The organism is Paenibacillus rigui, assembly GCF_002234615.1.
Lineage (GTDB): Bacteria > Bacillota > Bacilli > Paenibacillales > NBRC-103111 > Paenibacillus_S > Paenibacillus_S rigui.
Map to the genome: position 1 here is coordinate 150057 of NZ_NMQW01000015.1, position 20089 is coordinate 170145.

20 protein-coding genes and 2 riboswitches are annotated in these 20089 nt (G+C 52.0%); of the genes, 6 read left to right on the plus strand and 14 right to left on the minus strand.

All coding sequences use genetic code 11. The features are described 5' to 3' along the window. Positions 1-5: 5 nt before the first annotated feature. From prmC to CF651_RS10885, 4 genes are all read right to left on the minus strand, one after another. A complete protein-coding gene (prmC, locus tag CF651_RS10870) occupies positions 6-953 on the minus strand; it encodes a peptide chain release factor N(5)-glutamine methyltransferase (RefSeq protein WP_094014880.1) in 948 nt (315 codons plus the stop codon). A gap of 4 nt (positions 954-957) precedes the next feature. Next, the gene (gene prfA, locus CF651_RS10875; protein ID WP_094014881.1) at positions 958-2031 is read right to left on the minus strand and encodes a peptide chain release factor 1; all 1074 of its coding nucleotides are present in this window, start codon (positions 2029-2031) and stop codon (positions 958-960) included. Positions 2032-2198: 167 nt separating this feature from the next. Further along, positions 2199-3299: a redox-regulated ATPase YchF gene (ychF, locus tag CF651_RS10880; protein ID WP_094014882.1), complete on the minus strand. Its 1101-nt coding sequence runs from the start codon at positions 3297-3299 to the stop codon at positions 2199-2201. 147 nt (positions 3300-3446) lie between these two features. Next, a complete protein-coding gene (locus CF651_RS10885; protein WP_094014883.1) occupies positions 3447-4139 on the minus strand; it encodes a PilZ domain-containing protein in 693 nt (230 codons plus the stop codon). A 131-nt stretch (positions 4140-4270) separates the two neighbouring features. Further along, a riboswitch (cyclic di-GMP riboswitch) is annotated at positions 4271-4361 on the minus strand. Between the two features lie 135 nt (positions 4362-4496). Here CF651_RS10885 and CF651_RS10890 point away from each other — a divergent pair. Both CF651_RS10890 and tadA read left to right on the plus strand, forming a co-directional pair. Then, positions 4497-4961 (plus strand): thiol-disulfide oxidoreductase DCC family protein, encoded by a 465-nt coding sequence (locus tag CF651_RS10890; RefSeq protein ID WP_245855828.1) that lies wholly within the window; start codon positions 4497-4499, stop codon positions 4959-4961. A 186-nt stretch (positions 4962-5147) separates the two neighbouring features. Further along, positions 5148-5606 (plus strand): tRNA adenosine(34) deaminase TadA, encoded by a 459-nt coding sequence (gene tadA / locus CF651_RS10895; protein WP_342746570.1) that lies wholly within the window; start codon positions 5148-5150, stop codon positions 5604-5606. Positions 5607-5675: 69 nt separating this feature from the next. On the opposite strand, the gene CF651_RS10900 is transcribed toward tadA, so the two are convergent. From CF651_RS10900 to CF651_RS10945, 10 genes are all read right to left on the minus strand, one after another. Then, on the minus strand, positions 5676-6263 hold the full coding sequence (locus CF651_RS10900; RefSeq protein WP_144029043.1) for a hypothetical protein: 588 nt from the start codon (positions 6261-6263) through the stop codon (positions 5676-5678). A gap of 48 nt (positions 6264-6311) precedes the next feature. Continuing rightward, positions 6312-7799: an amidophosphoribosyltransferase gene (gene purF / locus CF651_RS10905; protein ID WP_094014886.1), complete on the minus strand. Its 1488-nt coding sequence runs from the start codon at positions 7797-7799 to the stop codon at positions 6312-6314. Further along, on the minus strand, positions 7784-10027 hold the full coding sequence (purL, locus tag CF651_RS10910; RefSeq protein ID WP_094014887.1) for a phosphoribosylformylglycinamidine synthase subunit PurL: 2244 nt from the start codon (positions 10025-10027) through the stop codon (positions 7784-7786). The genes purF and purL overlap by 16 nt, the downstream gene beginning before the upstream one ends. Then, entirely contained in the window at positions 10005-10700 is a 696-nt protein-coding gene (gene purQ, locus CF651_RS10915) for a phosphoribosylformylglycinamidine synthase subunit PurQ (protein WP_094014888.1), read from the minus strand. Before purQ ends, purL begins: the two co-directional genes overlap by 23 nt. A 24-nt stretch (positions 10701-10724) precedes the next feature. Then, a complete protein-coding gene (purS, locus tag CF651_RS10920; RefSeq protein ID WP_079914022.1) occupies positions 10725-10967 on the minus strand; it encodes a phosphoribosylformylglycinamidine synthase subunit PurS in 243 nt (80 codons plus the stop codon). Positions 10968-11239: 272 nt separating this feature from the next. Next, complete coding sequence (locus CF651_RS10925) at positions 11240-12124, minus strand: phosphoribosylaminoimidazolesuccinocarboxamide synthase (protein WP_094014889.1); 885 nt, start codon at positions 12122-12124, stop codon at positions 11240-11242. Positions 12125-12207: 83 nt separating this feature from the next. Continuing rightward, the gene (purB, locus tag CF651_RS10930; RefSeq protein WP_094014890.1) at positions 12208-13503 is read right to left on the minus strand and encodes an adenylosuccinate lyase; all 1296 of its coding nucleotides are present in this window, start codon (positions 13501-13503) and stop codon (positions 12208-12210) included. A 32-nt stretch (positions 13504-13535) separates the two neighbouring features. After that, a complete protein-coding gene (purK, locus tag CF651_RS10935) occupies positions 13536-14732 on the minus strand; it encodes a 5-(carboxyamino)imidazole ribonucleotide synthase (RefSeq protein WP_094014891.1) in 1197 nt (398 codons plus the stop codon). Then, on the minus strand, positions 14732-15211 hold the full coding sequence (gene purE, locus CF651_RS10940; RefSeq protein WP_094014892.1) for a 5-(carboxyamino)imidazole ribonucleotide mutase: 480 nt from the start codon (positions 15209-15211) through the stop codon (positions 14732-14734). Before purE ends, purK begins: the two co-directional genes overlap by 1 nt. A gap of 324 nt (positions 15212-15535) precedes the next feature. Next, a riboswitch (purine riboswitch) is annotated at positions 15536-15637 on the minus strand. 130 nt (positions 15638-15767) lie between these two features. Further along, on the minus strand, positions 15768-16445 hold the full coding sequence (locus CF651_RS10945) for a DUF6483 family protein (RefSeq protein WP_094014893.1): 678 nt from the start codon (positions 16443-16445) through the stop codon (positions 15768-15770). Positions 16446-16720: 275 nt separating this feature from the next. Between CF651_RS10945 and CF651_RS10950 the strand changes: the two genes are divergently transcribed. The 4 genes from CF651_RS10950 to nagA all read left to right on the plus strand — a co-directional run bounded on the left by CF651_RS10950 (position 16721) and on the right by nagA (position 19971). After that, positions 16721-16996, plus strand: a complete 276-nt coding sequence (locus tag CF651_RS10950; protein ID WP_094014894.1) for a hypothetical protein — start codon at positions 16721-16723, stop codon at positions 16994-16996. Positions 16997-17199: 203 nt separating this feature from the next. Next, on the plus strand, positions 17200-18042 hold the full coding sequence (locus CF651_RS10955) for a MurR/RpiR family transcriptional regulator (RefSeq protein WP_094014895.1): 843 nt from the start codon (positions 17200-17202) through the stop codon (positions 18040-18042). 22 nt (positions 18043-18064) lie between these two features. Beyond that, positions 18065-18793, plus strand: a complete 729-nt coding sequence (gene nagB / locus CF651_RS10960; RefSeq protein WP_094014896.1) for a glucosamine-6-phosphate deaminase — start codon at positions 18065-18067, stop codon at positions 18791-18793. After that, positions 18790-19971, plus strand: coding sequence for an N-acetylglucosamine-6-phosphate deacetylase (gene nagA / locus CF651_RS10965; protein WP_094014897.1), 1182 nt, complete (start codon positions 18790-18792; stop codon positions 19969-19971). The genes nagB and nagA overlap by 4 nt, the downstream gene beginning before the upstream one ends. Positions 19972-20089: the final 118 nt, after the last annotated feature.

Genomic DNA, 20089 nt, shown 5'->3' on the forward strand with positions numbered 1-20089 from the left:
ATCTACTAAGGCAGCTCGCTAGATTCGCCTGTATAACGAACTGCCAGCACATGGCGGTCAATCCCCGCCAAATCAGGAATGATGCGGACTTCATCCCATTTCGCGGCTTCACACAGCAGTTGTGCCACTGCTTGGGCCTGTCCCTGTCCGACCTCAAGCCCGACTAGGGAGGGCAGCGCAACAAGCTCGGATAGCTGCGCAATCAGCCGGCGGTACAGCACGAGTCCGTCCGCTCCACCGTACAGCGCGGAAGCCGGTTCATACAGCCGAACCTCCGGCTGCAGCCCCGCTTCATCCGCCTCCGGGATATACGGCGGATTGGAAACCACCGCATCGAGGCGCAGGCCGCGCTCGATGTAAGGCACGAGCAGGTCCCCTTCCAGGAAGGCGACCCGATCGCCCACCCCATGGCGCTTCGCATTCGCTTCGGCAACCGCCAGCGCAGCCGGCGAAATGTCCGAGCTCATCAAGCGCCACTGCGGACACTGCACTGCGAGCGTCACCGCGATGGCCCCGCTCCCTGCGCCGATATCGGCAATCAGCGGGGCGGCCGCTTCTGCTTCCTTTTCCGCGCCAGCCTCGTTCATAGCCCTCAGCGGCCAAAGCTTCCTCCCGATCGCCACCACCTGCTCCACGAGGAGCTCCGTCTCCGGACGCGGTATGAGTACGGCCGGGGTTACTGTAAACGGAAGCCCGTAAAAGTCCTGCTCGCCTATAATATATTGTACCGGCTCCCCTGCCGCCTTGCGCTCCAGCATGTTGTTCCACTGGCCCCAATGTTCCACGGGGAACATATCCGACCATCGGAGCAGCAGCTCGCTGCGGGTCAGACCTAATAAGTGCTCCAGCAGCAGCTGGGCACAATGTGCCGGCTCCATCACTTGATGCCTGTCTAAAAAAGAAGAAGCCTCTATAAAGGCTTCCCGAAGGGTCAATTTCCGTTCACCGGTCATTGGTTTACTCTTGCTCTCCTTTATCCATCAGCTCCGACTGTGCCGCAATCGTCAAAGCGGAAACAATTTCCTCCATGTCGCCGTTCAATACAGCATCCAATCGGTGAAGCGTAAGTCCAATCCGGTGATCCGTTACACGGCTTTGCGGGAAATTGTACGTCCGGATCCGTTCACTGCGGTCGCCCGTTCCCACTTTACTTTTCCGTTCACCTGCGTACTTCGCCATCTCTTCCTGCTGATGCTTATCGAAAATCCGTGCGCGAAGCACCTGCAGCGCTTTCTCCTTATTGGAGTTTTGCGACTTGCCGTCCTGACACGTTGCAACGATACCTGTAGGCACATGCGTCACACGAACGGCCGATTTCGTCGTATTGACCGACTGACCGCCTGCACCGCTGGAGCAGAATGTATCGACGCGAATATCGCTGTCATTAATTTCGATATCGAACTCTTCCATTTCGGGCAGTACCGCCACAGTAGAGGTCGACGTATGAATACGGCCGCCCGATTCCGTTGTCGGAATCCGCTGTACACGGTGCGCGCCGCTTTCGTACTTCATTTTACTGTAGGCGCCTTTCCCGTTAATCGAGAAAATAATTTCTTTGAATCCGCCCAAATCGTTCATGCTGACATCCATTACTTCCGTGCGCCAGCCTTGAGTGTCTGCATATTTGCTGTACATGCGGTACAGATCAGATGCGAACAACGCGGCTTCATCCCCGCCTGCAGCACCGCGGATTTCCACAATAACGTTCTTATCGTCGTTAGGGTCCTTCGGCAGCATCAAAATTTTGATGCGCTCTTCCAATTCCTCTTTGCGCTCCGTAAGCTCATCGAGCTCCATCTTCACAAGCTCGCGCATTTCTTCATCGAGCTTTTCATTTTGCATTGCGCGTGCCGCTTCATATTGCTCCACGACACTCTTATATTCCATGTAAGCATCGTACGATTCCTGAAGATCGGATTGTTCCTTGGAATACTCCCTCAGCTTCTTCGTATCGCTCGTTACGTCCGGATCACACAGCAACTCGCTTAATTTATCATAGCGGTCTGCCAAGGATTGCAGTCTATCTAACATAATCATTCACCCCTTATGTCTACAAAAGTTCGTATTTTGCCTATCGTTCCGCCTCACCGCACTTAGGTCTTTTTCGCTTGAGTAGGGCCGAATCTCGATCGCCTCGCGCTTGCACCAAGCGGCTCCCGTCCTTCGCCCCTACTCTGTGTTCCACCCTTATACTCTATCTATACGTTGAAGCGGAAATGCATGACATCGCCGTCTTTTACTACATACTCTTTTCCTTCCAGGCGCAGCTGCCCTTTTTCCTTGGCCGCATTCATCGAGCCCGCAGCTACCAGATCGTCGTAGGCTACAACCTCTGCACGAATAAACCCACGTTCAAAATCCGTATGGATCACGCCGGCCGCCTGAGGCGCCTTCGTTCCCTTGCGAATCGTCCAGGCACGAACCTCCTGCACACCGGCAGTAAAGTAAGTGTACAGCCCGAGCAGCTTGTAAGCCGCTTTGATCAGACGATTCAAGCCGGACTCCTGCAGTCCCAGCTCCTCGAGGAACATCGCTTTGTCTTCCCCTTCGAGCTCTGCAATTTCCGATTCCACCTTTGCGCTGATCGGTACCACTTCAGCTCCTTCGAGAGCTGCGTATTCACGCACCTTTTGTACGAACGGATTCTCATCCGCCGTCGCCACTTCTTCCTCGCTCACATTCGCCGCATATAGCATCGGCTTCATGGTCAGCAAATGCAGGTCGCGAATCAGCAATGCCTCGTCATCGCTCAGTTCTACGCTGCGCGCAGGCTTGTCGTTATACAGTGCCTCTTTGATCCGTTCCAGACACTCGACTTCAGCCGCGTATTTCTTGTCTCCGCCCTTCATATTTTTACGGGAGCGGTCAATCCGTTTCTCTACGGACTCGACATCCGCCAGAATGAGCTCCAGATTAATCGTCTCGATGTCACTGATCGGATTCACCGTGCCCGATACGTGCGTAATATTCTCATCCTGGAAGCAGCGAACGACGTGAACGATCGCATCCACTTCACGAATATGCGCCAAAAACTTGTTGCCCAAGCCCTCGCCGCGGCTCGCGCCTTTTACCAGACCCGCAATATCGACAAACTCGAATGCCGTAGGCACAACGCTCTTAGGCACAACAATTTCCGTCAGCTTTATTAAACGCTCATCCGGGACCTCCACAACACCGACGTTCGGATCTATTGTACAGAAAGGATAGTTCGCCGACTCCGCACCCGCTTGAGTAATTGCATTAAACAAAGTGGATTTACCCACGTTCGGCAAACCTACGATCCCTGCTTTCAAAGCCATGTATAGGACAACTCCTTAGTCAACTTTTTCGATACATTCCTAAATAGTTATTATATCGCAAAAACGGTGTCTCTGTCACCTTGGTAGTTTTTTTCAAACAAAAAACCGCCGATTCGGCGGATGCAATTTCTTTTCTATGCGATTCATTTATTTAAAGGTGCGCTTGGATGATTCCTTTTTCTTTCGCTCGAAGTGAAGCTCCACTTGCTTTTTCAATATAAAAGCGCGAAGCGGTCTCACCTTGTCCGTTCCCAATCCGACGTACCTGGCCCCGTAATAGTGCTCTTCACCGATCCGCTCCATACGCATAATTTCAACTTCACATCGCAGAGAGCAGCCCTGACCCAGCTCCGCCTCCATTTGATAGGTACTTCCCAGCTTCAGCTCCTCTTGGAATGTAAAGCCAAGCCCGCTGACGCTGATGTTTTGAATGATCATCGGGTTCGTTTCAGTTGCCGAGGCCAATGTCGTTCTGAGGGTCCCCGCCTCGTTTACTTCCACCCGCGGATGCTCCCGCTTCTCCACGAATCGGTTCCGGTTTGCAGGCGGATTAATAAACACGAGCGCGCCCTCGCCCTTAGCGACTACCCTCGACAGAAAGGTGTAGATGCCTCCCGGTGAATACACGGTTATTTTCGCGCTATCTCCCAGCTGAAACCGGGCATACTCGGGGATTTCAATCTCCAGAAGATCCCCTTCTGCATACGACAGCACCCCCGTGGATACAAAAAATTCCGTCTCCACCGCTGTACGGCTGTTCAACAAAATGCCCGCAGGACTCTTGTACTTCTCTCCTGAATATTCATACTGGGTGCCCGTTTTGGCCAATTTGGTCAGCATGCGCATCTACTCCTCAACTTATCAAGTGTGTCTTTCGTCATCAAGTCATGAGAAAAAGGCCATTCCCTGGATCATCCTCATCAGGGGAAAGCCTTGGCACACCAGGGAATAGAACACTGCAGCAGTATCGATTCGGCGGCCAGGCTGTCATAGTCCGGAGTACGGACGTTAGACCCTGTAGCTTTGCGTCCCTGTCTTTCGGCAGGTTTGCCAAGAGTAATGCCAGTATAAAGTCCTATCTTATTAGGTGTAGGGACCTATATTCAGGTTCATTATACACAGAAACCAGCTATAATGGAAGATAGCAAGACGACGATCCTGCTTCCATTGAATCGGCAGGAACGGATGTGAATCCACTTGAAAACAGGTGATCTTATGGACAATGCGCAAAGGTATCACGGCTCAGCCCCTTCCGAAATTAAGCATCCCGTTGTATTGTTTGACGGCGTCTGCAAGTTTTGTAACGGCTCGGTGCAGTTTCTTCTTCGGCATGACAAGAAGGACCGGCTCCGTTTTGCCGCTTTACAGTCGGAATATGCGCACAGGCTTCTTCCCCCGGAGCTGCTCGATGAATCGTACCTGGATACGATGATATTGGCCGAGGGCAGTACATTTTACACCCGCTCAACCGCCGTTCTGCGCATCTGCAAGCATTTGGGCGGAGGCTGGTCTCTGCTGTATGCGGCAGGCATAGGAATCCCGAGACCGCTTCGTGATGCGTTGTATCGTTTTGTCGCAAAATACCGTTATAGGCTGTTCGGGAAATACGTTCGCTGTATGATGCCTACGGAAGCGGTACGCCGCAAATTTCTCGATCTTTGAGTGAAGACTTTTCCCCAATTGGGGATAGCCGCTTGGATAAGAGAGACCTACTTGCTGAACTATCCCCAATTCTCTACAATAAAATGTGAATAACAACCGTGTTATCCACAACATTATCCACAGCATGTTAACAAAACGAATATTTGTTCGTTTGTACCCACATTCACAAGAACGAGGTGCTTTAAATTGCAAGAGCATATTCCTTATATGCGGGCAGCGATGGAAGAAGCGCAAAAGGCCGAAGCGAAGCTGGAAGTGCCCATCGGCTGCGTGATCGTATGGCAGGATCAAATTATCGGACGAGGCCATAACTTAAGGGAAACGACCTGCGACCCGTTGGCCCATGCCGAACTGATCGCTATCAAACAGGCAAGCGAGCATCTGGAAGCTTGGCGGTTGTTGGATTGCAGGCTTTATGTGACGCTGGAGCCTTGCCCGATGTGTGCAGGGGCAATTGTCCAGTCCCGGATTCCTCAGGTTATCTACGGCACAACGGATCCGAAGGCAGGCTGCGCCGGCACTTTAATGAATCTGCTTCAAGAGGAACGATTCAATCATCGTGTCGACGTGGTCAGCGGCGTGCTGCAAGAGGAGTGCAGCGCGATGCTGACCCAATTTTTCCGCAAGCTGCGGGGGAAAGGGTAGCCGGTCTGCAGGATCGGCCCCAACAAAAACAGGCCCATCAGGACAGCAGGTCCATGATGAGCCTCTTTTTTACGAGATGACTTGATTGTCGGCGTCACGGAGCTCTACTTGAACTTCCTGCGGCAGCACAACCGTTACGTTCATCCGCGGGTAGAAGGAGTCCAGCCCCCTCTCCTCCGGCAGTCTTTTAATCTGTACGTACATCGTATCTCCTGCCGAATGAACCGAAATGACCTGCTCCTTCTGAAGCACTTGCTCCTCTACGCCAGCCTTGACCCGCTCCCGGTAAGTCCCGAATACTTGGATTGAACGATCCGTTGATTTATCCACCTTGATGGCCCCGTCGGCCGATTGGACCACTACCTTTTTCACGCCTTCCCCCAAAGCTTCCTTGATCGCCGGCAGATCCTTTGTTTTCTCTATGGAACCCAGCATGGAGCGTACCTCACCCATCAAGCCCACGGAAGTCAGCATAGCAAAGCCCAAGCATCCAATACAGAGTACCCCTACAAAAAATAAGCTCAGCATATCATAATAGAGGACGCTACTTTCCTTCTTGGCGAACACCAGATAACCCAGAATCTCGAGCCCCAGCAGGACGAAAATAATCGGCCACCAGGTTAGAAAAGCATCATTCAACAGCGACCGGAGGTACACTCCTTCTCTGCAGCACACCTACACAACCTCAACTCTTTAACTTGCTTCTTAGTCACACCCGCATCCGACTTCAGCTTCATCCGTAATTTTCGTCGGATAGCGGTTGTCGAAACAGGCGGTACAATGCCCGCGGTTGAATTCACCGTTAGGACGTCCGATCGCGTTCAGCAAACCATCATGACTTAAGAAATGCAATGAGTCCGCATTGATTGCTTGACGAATTTCTTCGATCGATTTTTGCGCAGCGATCAATTCCTTGCGGTCCGGCGTGTCGATCCCGTAGAAGCAAGGATTTTTGAAAGGAGGCGAGCTGATCCGAACGTGAACCTCGGTTGCCCCCGCTTCGCGAAGCAGGTTCACGATCCGAAGCGACGTCGTACCGCGAACGATCGAATCGTCGATCATGACGACGCGCTTGCCGGCAACGATGCTGCGTACCGCGCTCAGCTTCATTTTAACACCTTGCTCGCGCAGCTCCTGGCTCGGCTGAATGAACGTCCGGCCGGTATAACGGTTCTTGATGAGCCCGAGCTCATAAGGGATGCCCGTTTGCTCTGCAAAGCCGATGGCCGCCGAAATACTGGAATCCGGTACGCCGGTTACGACATCGGCATCAACGAATGATTCCAGAGCGAGTTGGCGTCCCATCCGCTTCCGTGCGGAGTGAATATTGATTTCATCAATATCACTGTCCGGGCGAGCGAAGTATATATACTCCATCGCACAAATGGCACGCTGTTTGATCGGGGAAAAACGATCCTCGACCAGCACATTCGTGCTCATGTCCAGCACAAGCAGTTCACCCGGCTCCACGTCACGGTAGTACGTTCCCCCTACCGCGTCAAAAGCACACGTTTCCGAAGCAAACAAATAAGCGTTGCCCAACCGTCCCATAACGAACGGACGAAGACCGTGCGGGTCCCGGGCAGCAATCAGCTTATCCTTCGTTTGGAATAAGAAAGCGTAAGCTCCTTCCACCTTGAGCAGCGCTTCCTTCACAGCCAGCACGATATCATCATGCTTGGATCTTGCGATCAAGTGCGCTATAACTTCGGTATCACTCGTCGTTTGGAAAATCGAGCCTTGGCTCTCCAGCTCCTTCTTCACTTCTCCGGCATTGTGTAGGTTGCCGTTCGTCGCAATCGCCAAATCGCCGCCGCGGTACTTAAACACGAGCGGCTGTGCATTCGCGAGCTTGCTTTCGCCTGATGTCGAATAACGGACATGCCCGATGGCCGAAGGGCCGACCAATGTAGTGAGATTGTCATTATTGAATACTTCTTTTACCAAGCCCATATTGCGGTAGTAGCTGAAGCTTTCTCCATTCGCTACGCAAATACCGGCACTTTCCTGGCCGCGATGCTGAAGGGCATGCAGTCCATAATACGACAGAGAAGCGGACTCGGGGTGTCCGAACACCCCGAACACCCCGCACTCCTCGCGAAGCTTATCGAACAGCCCATCATGGCTGCCGATCCCTTCATTATAGAAATTTCCTGTCCATAGCTGCTGCGATGTTTTTATTTCATCAGACATGGAATCGCATCCTTCCAAACCTTTTCTAGTTGTGCAACCGATGCTTGGATGACGGGTTTAGCGTTCACTTGGATTTGTAGTTCTTGTCCTGTTACGTTGCCTAATTGTTGAACCGGTACGCCTTGACCGGCGATATATTGCTTCAATTCCTCCGCCTTCTCAGGGGACGCGCTTAGCAAAATACGGGATTGGCTCTCGCTGAACAACGCGATATCGTTGCGCAGCTCTGTTGTGAAATTGACTTGGGCGCCAAGTCGTCCGCTGATGCAGCTCTCTGCCAAGGCTACGGCAAGTCCGCCGTCGGACAAGTCATGCGCAGAGGCAACAAGACCTTTTTGAATGGCGCCAAGCACCGTATTCAACAGCTTTTTCTCCACATCCAGATCCAGCTGCGGAGGACGGCCCTCGGTTACACCGTGCAGTACATATTGGAACTCGCTTCCGCCAAGCTCCGCTTTCGTCTCGCCCAATACGAAGATGACGTCGCCTTCTTGCTTGAAGCCTTGTGTCGTAATGTGGTCCGTATCATGTACAAGACCGACCATACCTACAACCGGAGTCGGGTAGATCGCGCCTTTCGCGTTCTCGTTGTACAAGCTGACATTACCGCCGATGACCGGCGTCTCCAGCTTGCGGCAAGCCTCCGCCATGCCGTCGGCGGCTTTTTCCAGCTGCCAGAAAATGTCCGGCTTCTCAGGAGAACCGAAGTTCAGGTTATCCGTAATGGCCAGCGGCTCGGCACCGGAGCAAACGTTGTTACGCGCAGCTTCCGCTACAGCGATCATGCCGCCCACTTCCGGATCCAGGTACACGAAGCGTCCGTTGCAATCCGTGGACATCGACAACGCTTTGCGCGAGCCTTGGATCGTCACAACTGCAGCATCCGAACCCGGACGAACCGCTGTGCTTGTACGTACCATGTAATCGTATTGGTTGTAGACCCATTCTTTGCTTGCTACAGAGGGGGAAGCCAATACTTTTTCCAAAGCGCCGTTCAGATCCGTTACTTCCGCATAAGCGTTCGTATCGATCTTCGCGTTCTCTTCGTAGTAAGCAGGTACTTGCGATGGCTTGTTATATACCGGACACTCATCAACGAGTGCAGTTACCGGCATATCGGCAACCATTTCGCCTTTGTGGAACAGTTTCAGGCGGCCGTCGTTGGATACTTTACCGACCTTCGCACAGTGCAGGCCCCAACGCTCAAAAATCGCTTTCGCCTGCGCCTCATGCTTAGGCTCAACAACGAACAGCATACGCTCTTGGGACTCGGACAGCATCATTTCATAAGGCGTCATGCCTTCTTCACGCTGCGGCACCTCGTCGAGGTACAGCTCCATACCGTTGCCGGCTTTACTTGCCATCTCCGCACTGGAACAGGTCAGACCTGCCGCACCCATATCCTGAATACCGAGTACGATGCCGGAGTTGATCAAATCCAAGCAAGCTTCAAGCACCAGCTTCTCCATGAAAGGATCGCCTACCTGAACCGCAGGACGCTTCGCTTCGGACTCCGCTGTCAATTCCTCGGATGCGAAGGTTGCACCGTGAATGCCGTCGCGGCCTGTCGCAGGTCCTACGTAGAAAACCGGGTTGCCTACGCCTTTGGCGACACCCTTTTGAATCTTGTCGTGATCGATGATCCCTACGCACATCGCGTTAACGAGCGGGTTGCCTTCATAGCTCTCATCGAACATCACTTCGCCGCCTACGGTAGGTATCCCGATACAGTTACCGTAACCTGCAATACCGGATACCACGTGCTCGAACAAATATTTCACGCGCTCATTTTCCAGACGGCCAAAACGCAAGCTGTTCAGCAAAGCAACAGGACGCGCACCCATCGAGAAAATGTCTCGGATAATTCCGCCCACACCTGTCGCAGCGCCTTGGAACGGCTCAATCGCAGATGGATGGTTATGGCTTTCAATTTTGAATACTACGGCTTGGTTGTCGCCAATATCAACGATACCTGCGCCTTCACCCGGACCCATCAATACGCGGGGACCTGTAATAGGAAACTTCTTCAGAACGGGCTTTGAATTTTTGTACGAGCAATGCTCCGACCACATAACACTGAACACACCGATTTCCACATAGTTCGGTTGACGGCCCAAAAATCCGCAGACTTTCTCATACTCGGCATCGGTAACGCCCATCTGTTTGTAAATTTTCTGATCCGCGATTTGCTCTGCGGTTGGCTCCTTAGCCGATAACTGCTGCGCCATTCTTTTCCCTCCATGTGCTCAAGATCGATGTGAACATCCGTTTGCCGTCGGCCGAACCTAGCAGCTCGTGCACCGCGCGCTCCGGATGCGGCATCATGCCCAGCACGTTGCCTTTTTTGTTGCAAATACCTGCAATATCATCAACGGAACCGTTAGGGTTATTGCCCGCTTCATAACGGAACACGATTTGGTTGTTGGCTTTCAGCTCAGCCAGTGTCGCATCGTCACAGTAGTAGTTGCCTTCCCCGTGAGCGATCGGAATGTTGATCAGCTCGCCCTGCTTGTACTCGGCTGTAAAAGGAGTGCCCGTATTTTCCACTTGCAGCATAGCCGCGTGACAGCGGAATTTCAACGATTCGTTACGAAGCATTGCTCCCGGGAGCAAGCCGGATTCGAGCAAAATCTGGAACCCGTTACAGATACCAATAATGTACTTCCCTTCTTCGGCCGCTTGGACCAAAGCATTCATAACCGGAGCAAACCGGGCAATGGCGCCGCAGCGCAGATAATCTCCATAGGAGAATCCCCCAGGTACGATAATACAGTCATATTTCGATAGATCCGTTTCTGTATGCCAAACATAGCTAACAGGCTGGCCAATGGTGTCCTCTACCGCTTTGTAGCAGTCGATATCACAATTGGAGCCGGGAAACACCAGTACTGCGAAATTCATCACGTGCTCCTCCTTCAAGTGGGATTAGACCAATTCGTAGCGGTAGTCTTCGATTACGGTATTTGCCAACAGCTTCTCACACATGGCCTTCACACGCTCTTCGGCAACAGCACGGTCGCTTGTGCCCAGCTCCAGCTCCAAATATTTACCTACACGCACCTTGCCTACTTCGTCAAAACCCATCGAGTGCAGCGCGCCTTGCACGGCCACTCCTTGCGGATCGAGTACGCTTTGTTTGATCGTTACATAAACGGTTGCTTTTAACATGGGGGTGAATCCTCCTCGGGATTGGTGAAAGACGTTTGGAAAAATTACTTTGGATGAAAAGGGTTATCCCTGCGGCCACTATTGAAAGTCGATTCCCTATTGAACTTATTTTAAGGTTGGAATCCTCTTTCAAAGGCGGCACGTAGACTCTCCGGGACAATCCCTTATTCACCTTTACATTTTTCCAACCGTCTTTATATTTTTTAAAATAAAAAAGACAAGTGCTTAAAATTCCAAAATCAAAACAACTTATAGTTCACATTACAAACTATTTACTTCGTTAAACGATCATAGATGTTACGGTAACGGCGGGACGTTTCTTCCACTACAGAAGCAGGCAATGGATCCGGCTCGCTGTTTTTATCCCAATCGGTACCTGCCAAGTAAGTCCGTACCGGTTCTTTATCCATGCTGTCGATCTCGATGTCGTAGGCATAATTTTCTTTTGCCCAGAAACGGGAGGAGTCCGGAGTGAAAATTTCATCGATCAAGATAATCTCTCCGTCGATCAGACCGAATTCGAATTTCGTATCCGCCAAAATAATGCCGCGTTCCTCACAGAACTGACGCGCGAACTCATACAGCATAATGCTTTTCGCTTCCAGCTGCTCTGTCAGCTCCGCACCGACCAGCTCCTTCATCCGCTCGATCGAGATGTCCTCGTCGTGGCCAACGTCATTTTTGGCTGCCGGTGTAAAGATCGGCTTCGGAAACCGCTCATTTTTGCGCATGCCCTCTGGCAGCTTGTGTCCGTTCACTTCTCCGGTTTTCTCGTATTGGCGCCAGCCTCCGCCGGTAATGTACCCGCGAACGACACACTCGATGTCGATGCGCTCCGCTTTTTTGGTTACCATAAAGCGATCCTTCATGATTTCGCGATCGGTCACGAGATCCCCTAACCGGTCAACATCTGCGTGAACCACGTGGTTCGGCATCAGATGCGCCGTTTGCTCGAACCAGAACTTGCTCAAGCTGTTCAGCACGTTTCCTTTGTCCGGCACGGCCGGAGACAGCACCCAGTCGAATGCGGAGATGCGGTCGGTGACCGCGATCAGGAAGTGCTCTCCCAGATCGTACAGCTCGCGTACTTTGCCTTTATACAGCAGCGGCGCTTTGACATATTGCTCAGCACTTGAAATAGCCGTTGTTGAGACCATCGTCCGTTCTCCCCTGAATTGATTTTCAAGCTTACAGCCCAGCATCTGGTGACCGTTCTGCTTGAACATCATTATTTTATTTATTAATTCAAACCAAGACGCGTAAAGATCGTATCTACGTGCTTCAAATGCCAGCTCGGGTTGAAGCAATCTTCAATCTCTTCCAGGCTCAGCTGCTCGCGAATCGCAGGCGTATTCTCGATAATTTCGCGGAACGAACGCTGCTCTTCCCAAGCCTGCATCGCTCTAGGCTGTACGGTATCGTAAGCCTGCTCGCGGCTGAAGCCTTTGTCGATCAGCTTCGTCATTACACGCCCGGAGAATGGAACGCCATACGTGCTTTGCATGTTGCGCTTCATGTTCTCAGGGAATACCGTCAAGTTTTTCACGATGTTTCCAAAGCGGTTCAGCATATAGTTCAGAAGAATTGTGGCATCCGGCAAAATAATACGTTCCACGGAGGAGTGCGAAATATCGCGCTCATGCCATAGCGTTACGTTCTCGTAGGCCGAAACCATGTGACCGCGAATAACGCGGGACAAGCCGGAAATGCTCTCGCAGCCGATAGGGTTCCGTTTATGAGGCATAGCGGAGGAACCTTTTTGCCCTTTAGCGAAAGGCTCTTCCACCTCGCGGAATTCACTCTTTTGCAGCGCGCGGATTTCGGTAGCGAATTTATCAAGCGAAGTGGCGATCAGCGCCAGAGTCGCCATGTATTCAGCGTGGCGGTCACGCTGCAACGTTTGTGTCGAGATCGGAGCCGGTTTCGTGCCAAGCTTCTCGCAAACGAAGGTTTCCACGAATGGATCGATGTTCGCATAAGTACCGACGGCGCCGGAAATTTTACCATATTGAACGCCATCCGCCGCGAAACGGAACCGCTCCAGGTTGCGCTTCATTTCTTCCCACCACAACGCCATTTTCAAACCAAACGTTGTCGGCTCTGCATGAACTCCATGCGTACGGCCCATCATCGGGGTGTTTTTATATTCAATTGCCTTATTCTTCAAAATTTCGATGAAGTTCAGCAAGTCTTTTTCAATAATTTCGTTCGCTTGTCTCAGCAAGTAGCCGAGGGCGGTATCCACCACGTCCGTGGATGTTAAGCCGTAATGTACCCATTTACGCTCAGGGCCGACTTTTTCAGAAACCGCGCGTGTGAACGCAATAACGTCATGACGCGTTTCCTGCTCAATTTCATAAATGCGGTCGATATCGAAAGCTGCATTTTTACGCAGTTCCACAACATCTTCCTTCGGAATCACTCCGAGCTCAGCCCATGCTTCACAGGAGAGCAGCTCCACCTCAAGCCATGCTTTAAATTTGTTCTCTTCCGTCCAAATACCGGCCATTTCCGGTCTGCTGTAACGTTCGATCATTGTTTCGAATCCTCCACTCTCATCGTTCCTATTTATTCTTTAGCTTCCCATATGTTTGAAGCCTCTATCCACTGCATTGCAGCGTCGACGGACTCCGCCAGCACGTTGACATGACCCATCTTTCGGTTATGCTTGGCCTCCTGCTTTCCGTACAAATGAACCTTGGCCGTAACTCCCGGCGCCATCTGCTCCGACTCCGGCTTCACCATCCAGTCAAGCAACGGTTCGACATGCTGCCCGAGAATATTGCCCATCACAACCGGCGTCATCAGCTCCGTCGAACCGAGCGGTAAATTGCATATCGCCCGGACATGCTGTTCAAACTGCGACGTTTTGCAGGCCTCCATCGTGTAATGGCCTGAATTGTGCGGCCGCGGCGCAAGCTCATTGACGAAGAGCTCACCGTCGGCGGTAAGAAACATTTCCACAGCGATCAGTCCGATAATATCCAACGACTCGGCGATCCTCATCGCAAGCCGTTCTGCCTCCTGCTGAATGCTTGCTGCCGTTCTTGCAGGAACAATGGATAGATGCAAAATATTGTTCACATGAATATTCTCTGCCGCAGGAAAAGCTTTCACCTCTCCCCGCGGACTTCTTGCCGCGATCACGGATAGTTCTTTTTCAAAATGGATAAACTGCTCCAGCACGAGCTCGGTTTTGGCCCGGCTCAGCTCGGCGTAGGCAGCCTCGACCTCATCCAGGGAGCGGATCACCCACTGCCCTTTGCCGTCATAACCGCCGGTCGCCGTTTTTAATACGCACGGTGTCCCGAAGCGTTCCGCCTCGGTTCTCAGCTGCGCGGCGCTTGTTATTTCCGCGTATGGCGCAACTTTGACCCCTGCCGCTTCAATGGCGCGCTTCTCACGCAGACGATGCTGTGTCGTGTACAAAAGCTTGCTGCCCTGCGGAACATAGGACTGCTCCATCAGCAGGGTTGTTACGTCCGCATCGACATTCTCAAACTCATACGTAATGACGTCCGACTGTTCCGCCAATTGCTTGGCAGCCGCCACATCATGATAAGGAGCCACAATCTGCTGATCAGCGACTTGACCGCACGGCGCATCCGGAGTCGGGTCCAACGTAACGAACCGGTACCCCATGGCTCTGCCTGCCAGAGCCAGCATACGGCCTAATTGTCCGCCGCCCAGCACGCCGATTGTTCCACCGGGACGGATGACCTTCCCCTCGGATGCCTTCATTAGATCGTTACTGTTTCCGTTCATTACAGCACACTGCTTTCTATCGTCAGGCGGATGGCTTCACGGCGGGCACGCACTTTTTGCTGCAGCTCCGGGTCAAACGCTCCAAGAATTTGGCCTGCCAGCAATCCTGCATTTGTCGCACCGGCATGACCGATCGCAACGGTCGCTACCGGTATGCCTCCGGGCATTTGCACAATGGATAGAAGCGAATCCATGCCGTTCAACGTGGACGTTTTGACCGGAACGCCAATAACCGGCAGCTCCGTCTTCGCGGCAACCATACCGGGCAAATGAGCGGCGCCTCCCGCCCCTGCAATAATGACCTTCAACCCGCGTTCGCTGGCGGATGCAGCATACTCGAACATCAAATCCGGTGTACGATGTGCAGATACGACTCTTTTCTCGTAAGGAACCCCGAGCTCCTCAAGCATATCACAGGCATGCTTCATCGTTTCCCAATCGGATTGGCTTCCCATAATGACTCCAACAAGTACAGACATTTCGAACCTCCGTGAGTGTGAGATACACTTTTTTCACCTACAACAAGCGACCGAGCATGGGATCAGCCGCCATGATGCATGAAGCCCATTTCTGGCATTCTTCTTATGAATATAACATTCCCCATGCTCAAGAGGATAACCGGTCTCGCCGACTCCAGGGCGGCATGCATTGATCTAGGCAGATCCAGGAATAAGAAAAACGTATCCTTTTTATCTGCTAAAAAACAAAAGCGTCCAGCTGAATAAACGGTATGCACCGCTATCCTCTGGACGACAAGTATGACCCCAAGCGCAAGTTAAGGCCATGCACCGATGTGCTGACCTTTCATTGAACGCTGTACTCGTAGTCCAAAAATTCAAGGTTTTTGGGTAGAAACTTTCGGGCCATATTCCCGACTTTATACGAGATGCTTCGACATTTTTAGCTAATTATCACGTACGCTTTACCCTCTTAGTTTACCAGTGATGGAATGTTGCTGTCAACCAAAAAAGACGAACATTTTATAAAAGCAGCAGTTTTAAAGTTCGCATTTGGAATCGCCTTTTCGGGCAAACGTCAGTTCGAACTTCCATTTTGTTTCATTTTTATAAGGATTTCATAACTTTCCTCCAGCTCATCCCTGGTTAAATTCCCTTGCTCCACCGCCGACACATCCAACTTCAGCCAACGCTCGTACATTTCGAGCCCCTGCGTGATAACCGCCGGATCCCCTTGGTCCTCCTCCAGCATGAAAAACAGCGTATCCTCCGCCTTGGACAGCATCCCCGTCGAATCGTAATATCCGAGCAGCAGGGCCAGTACCGCTTTGCTTTTGCGCAGCTTTTGCGTGGCATCCAGCAGCGGAACGATACGGCTGTCCACCTCATCCCTGAGATCTGCTGTCTCTTCCATCCACCTCATCTCCAGCAGCAGCTCCAATGCTTTCATACAAGAGGCTTGCCCGGCACGCTCGTCCCCCGCATCCATGAGCAGCTCGCCCTCAGCTTTGAGCATATCTGCAAGAAGCAGCCCCTTGCCCGCATCCAACCGTCCCTGCATCGACAACAAGGCGATAATATCCTTCACGGCAAGAGCCTGCACCATCTTGGAGTTAAGCCCCAGCAGCCGCTGCATAGCTTGCACCAACAATTCCATCGCTTCAGCAAATTGCCGGTTTCTGCGCTGAAACATGACTTTGACCATTGCCTCTGAAAATTGCTGAATGAGACGCATCATATAATCTCTTTGATACACGGCCAAACCTCCTATCCCATGACTCTGTGAATCCCAGTCCCTTTCTTACAATCTATTGTATCGCAAAAAAGGCAGCGATGGAAAAAGTGCCCCTCACTGAAAAAATACCACTTCATGTTCGGCTCATTCCTACAATCGCTATGCTCTTGCAGAACGATCCGCTGCTGTGAAAGCTGTTTATTTACGGATTCTAGCTTGGCTCCGCTCCCATCCACACTTTATAGAATAGAAGTCCATAGTATATAAATACATACCTCTGGAAAGGAGGGATCCACGTGTCTACCCTATCCCTAAGTAAAAACTACAAAGCTTGCAAAAAATATGTAAACCGGCAAGTCCGAGTCCGAACGGCGAGCGGAACCTATCAAGGCAAAATCGTTAAAGTAGATAAAGAAAAAGTCTATCTTCAATTAAGTAAGCCTCATGGCGTAAAAAACCGGAACCAAGCGCATATCTCCTTTTTCCCTGCTATCCTCCCCCTTGTCTTGTTTGATTTGCTCGTTATCGTGCTGCTCGATACGAAAAGACCACGCAGACGGTGGTGCAGATAATTGATTCTGAGTATACACCCAGTGGGAAAATAGCTTGAAAGTCAAACCGTCCGAACGGATAAGCTCTCCGAAGCGGATGGTTTTTTGTTGTCGGCAAAGCTGCTTATTGCTATTCATTGCGGGATTGGTTATATTATGTATGTAAATGTTTTTCTTTATTTTACTCAGTAATACGAAAATTATTTTCATCCATGAGGTGAGCTATGCCGGGGATTTTAAGCGCTATTCAGGAACAGATCGACACCATGAATCCCAAAGAGAAGGACATTGCCGGTTACGTGCTGGCCCACCCGCACCATATTATCCAGATGGGGATCACGGAGCTTGCTCAGCAATCCGGCGGCAGTACCGCGACCATTTCGCGCTTTTGCAAGCTGTTTCACTTTGCAGGCTTCACCGAATTCAAATTGAAACTGGCCGCCGAGCTTGCCCAACAAACGGATACGCAGTCATACCAGGATATCGTGGCAGGAAACCCGTTGGAACGTATCGTTAGTGCTATGGAGTCGAACCATGTGCGCTCGATTACCGATACAACGCGAATGCTGGATTTGAAGCAGCTGCAAAAAGCGATCGATGCTTTGAAGTCGGCACGTCAAATCGATTTGTACGGGGTGGCTACGTCAGGACTCATTGCACAAGATTTTTATCAAAAGCTGATTCGGATTGGCAAACGAGCCGTTACTTTTTCCGACCCGCATATGCAGGTTACATCCGCCTCCAATTTGACAAAGCAGGATGTTGCCCTCGGCATCTCTTATTCCGGCGAAACCTCGGAAACGATTGCCGCACTGAGATGCGCAGCCGAGAATGGCGCCACCACCATATCGTTAACAAAATTCGGAACCAATACCCTAACATCACTTGCCGATATTTCGCTATTCACTTCCACCTTGGAGGAAGGCATGCGGCGCGGCGACATGGCTTCACGCATTGCCCAGCTGCATGTCATCGACATCTTGTTTGTCGGTCTCATCAGCGACCAGTTTGACGATCTCGTCCCAAGGCTGGAGCAATCGTTCCAAATGGTCAAAAAATATAGATAACTAGACAAAGGAGTATACCCTCATGAATCTGTTAACCTTCGATTCCCACGAGAAGCTGCATGAATCCGGAGCAAGCATCATTACTGGGCTAGTGCAAACGAATCCGCGGGCTGTGCTTGGTTTGGCAACAGGCGGAACCCCGGTAGGTATTTACGAGGAAATAGTGAAAAGCTATCAGCGAGGTGTCGTTCGCTTCAATCAGGCGACTTCCTTTAACCTGGATGAATATGTAGGGCTTCCGGAGGAGCACGCTGAAAGCTACCGTAATTATATGAACACTCATTTGTTCAATCATATCGATTTGCCCCGGTCCCAAGCACACATCCCGGACGGGAACAGCGCTGACCCTGTGGAGGAATGCAAGCGATACGACGAGCTGCTTCTGACAGCGGGCCAAATCGATCTGCAGCTGCTTGGTCTTGGACATAACGGACACATCGGCTTTAATGAACCTGACCATGCACTCATCAGCGGAACCCATGTCGTGGAGCTTCGTGAAGAGACACGCAAAGCAAACGCCCGCTTTTTTGACTCTATGGACCAAGTGCCTACGCACGCTTTGACCATGGGAGTAGGGACTATTCTGAAGGCCAAAATGATTCTGCTTGTCGTCAAAGGTGCAGATAAGGCAGAGATCGTACATAGGGCGCTAACTGGACCTATTACAACGGATTGCCCTGCCTCCCTGCTGCAGACGCATCCCCATCTCGTGGTACTGCTGGATTCCGAAGCCGGGAGGTTGCTCGCATGAGTTCATCCCTATCCACGTTTATATACAACGTAGCTATCGTCATGCCTGATACGACCATTGAGCAAGGCTGGATCTGCTTGGCAGATGGCCGGATTCACTCCTTGGGTACAGGCGATGGTGCCTCGGAACGCTCTCTTCTCAACACATCGGCCGACATCATTGACGGACACGGCGGAATCGTCCTCCCCGGTTTTATTGACGTGCACGTTCACGGAGGCTACGGGCACGACTTTATGGATGCCGATGCAGCTGGCCTGGATGCCATAACCCGGTTCCATGCCAAGCACGGCACCACCGGAATGCTTGCCACTACCGTAACAGCTTCAAAGGACGCGATCGATCAAGTGCTGAACCGAGTACAAGCCTACCGGGAGCAAGCCATGCCCTACGCCCAGCTTCTGGGCGTGCATTTGGAAGGGCCCTTCATTAGCGTCAAATGGCCCGGCGCACAAAACCCAAGCTACATCGTCACTCCCCAGCTCGATTGGCTGGCGGACTGGACCTCCAGGTTTCCGGGGCTGATCAGCATGCAAACCCTCGCTCCAGAAACCGAAGGTGCCTTGCCTTACATTAAGGCGCTGACCGAAAATGGCATCATAGCCGCGCTCGGCCATACCGATGCGAGCTATGAGCAGGTCAAGCTGGCTGTACAGCATGGGTTGAGCCATGCGGTGCACACCTTTAATGCGATGACAAAGCTGCATCACCGGGAGCCGGGTACCGTCGGCGCCGTATTGACGGAGTCGGCCATCATGGCCGAGGTCATCGCGGATGGACATCACGTGCACCTTGCCTGCATTCAGCTGCTCGCCCGGATGAAAGGGCCGGACAACCTGCTTCTCATCACCGATGCGATGTCCGCCGCCGGTCTTGGCAGCGGCGAGTACCAGCTCGGCGGGCTCGATGTTGTCGTGAAAGACGGCGTCGCGCGTCTCAAGGAAGGCGATAGCCTGGCGGGCAGCACGCTGACCATGATCGATGCGCTCCGTTATGCCGTCCGAGAGGTCGGCTTAACGGTAGAGCAGGCGAGCCGGATGGCTAGCGGGAATCCCGCGCGCCGGCTCGGCATCGATCAAGTCACGGGCTCGCTGCAGCCAGGCAAGCAGGCCGATGTGTTGCTGCTCAGCCAGCAGCTGGAGCTTCAGCGCGTCTGGGTTCAAGGACGCGCCATACAATAAAACAAGCGTGCTAAGGAGGCCTTTGCCCTTAGCACGCTTGTTTGAATTGCAACCACAAAAAAGCAGCCGATCTGATTAACGGATCGGCTGCTTTATGTTGTGCTTGGCGACGTCCTAC

What these genes read in the sequence shown, in the direction of transcription:
- nagB (WP_094014896.1), top strand. Translation starts at nt 18,065, where the DNA reads ATGAATCTGTTAACCTTCGATTCCCACGAGAAGCTGCATGAATCCGGA.
- purB (WP_094014890.1), bottom strand. Translation starts at nt 13,503, where the DNA reads ATGATCGAACGTTACAGCAGACCGGAAATGGCCGGTATTTGGACGGAA.
- CF651_RS10885 (WP_094014883.1), bottom strand. Translation starts at nt 4,139, where the DNA reads ATGCTGACCAAATTGGCCAAAACGGGCACCCAGTATGAATATTCAGGA.
- CF651_RS10955 (WP_094014895.1), top strand. Translation starts at nt 17,200, where the DNA reads ATGCCGGGGATTTTAAGCGCTATTCAGGAACAGATCGACACCATGAAT.
- purF (WP_094014886.1), bottom strand. Translation starts at nt 7,799, where the DNA reads ATGTCTGATGAAATAAAAACATCGCAGCAGCTATGGACAGGAAATTTC.
- CF651_RS10925 (WP_094014889.1), bottom strand. Translation starts at nt 12,124, where the DNA reads ATGGTCTCAACAACGGCTATTTCAAGTGCTGAGCAATATGTCAAAGCG.
- prfA (WP_094014881.1), bottom strand. Translation starts at nt 2,031, where the DNA reads ATGTTAGATAGACTGCAATCCTTGGCAGACCGCTATGATAAATTAAGC.
- ychF (WP_094014882.1), bottom strand. Translation starts at nt 3,299, where the DNA reads ATGGCTTTGAAAGCAGGGATCGTAGGTTTGCCGAACGTGGGTAAATCC.
- purK (WP_094014891.1), bottom strand. Translation starts at nt 14,732, where the DNA reads ATGAACGGAAACAGTAACGATCTAATGAAGGCATCCGAGGGGAAGGTC.
- purS (WP_079914022.1), bottom strand. Translation starts at nt 10,967, where the DNA reads ATGTTAAAAGCAACCGTTTATGTAACGATCAAACAAAGCGTACTCGAT.
- purL (WP_094014887.1), bottom strand. Translation starts at nt 10,027, where the DNA reads ATGGCGCAGCAGTTATCGGCTAAGGAGCCAACCGCAGAGCAAATCGCG.
- prmC (WP_094014880.1), bottom strand. Translation starts at nt 953, where the DNA reads ATGACCGGTGAACGGAAATTGACCCTTCGGGAAGCCTTTATAGAGGCT.
- purQ (WP_094014888.1), bottom strand. Translation starts at nt 10,700, where the DNA reads ATGAATTTCGCAGTACTGGTGTTTCCCGGCTCCAATTGTGATATCGAC.
- nagA (WP_094014897.1), top strand. Translation starts at nt 18,790, where the DNA reads ATGAGTTCATCCCTATCCACGTTTATATACAACGTAGCTATCGTCATG.
- purE (WP_094014892.1), bottom strand. Translation starts at nt 15,211, where the DNA reads ATGTCTGTACTTGTTGGAGTCATTATGGGAAGCCAATCCGATTGGGAA.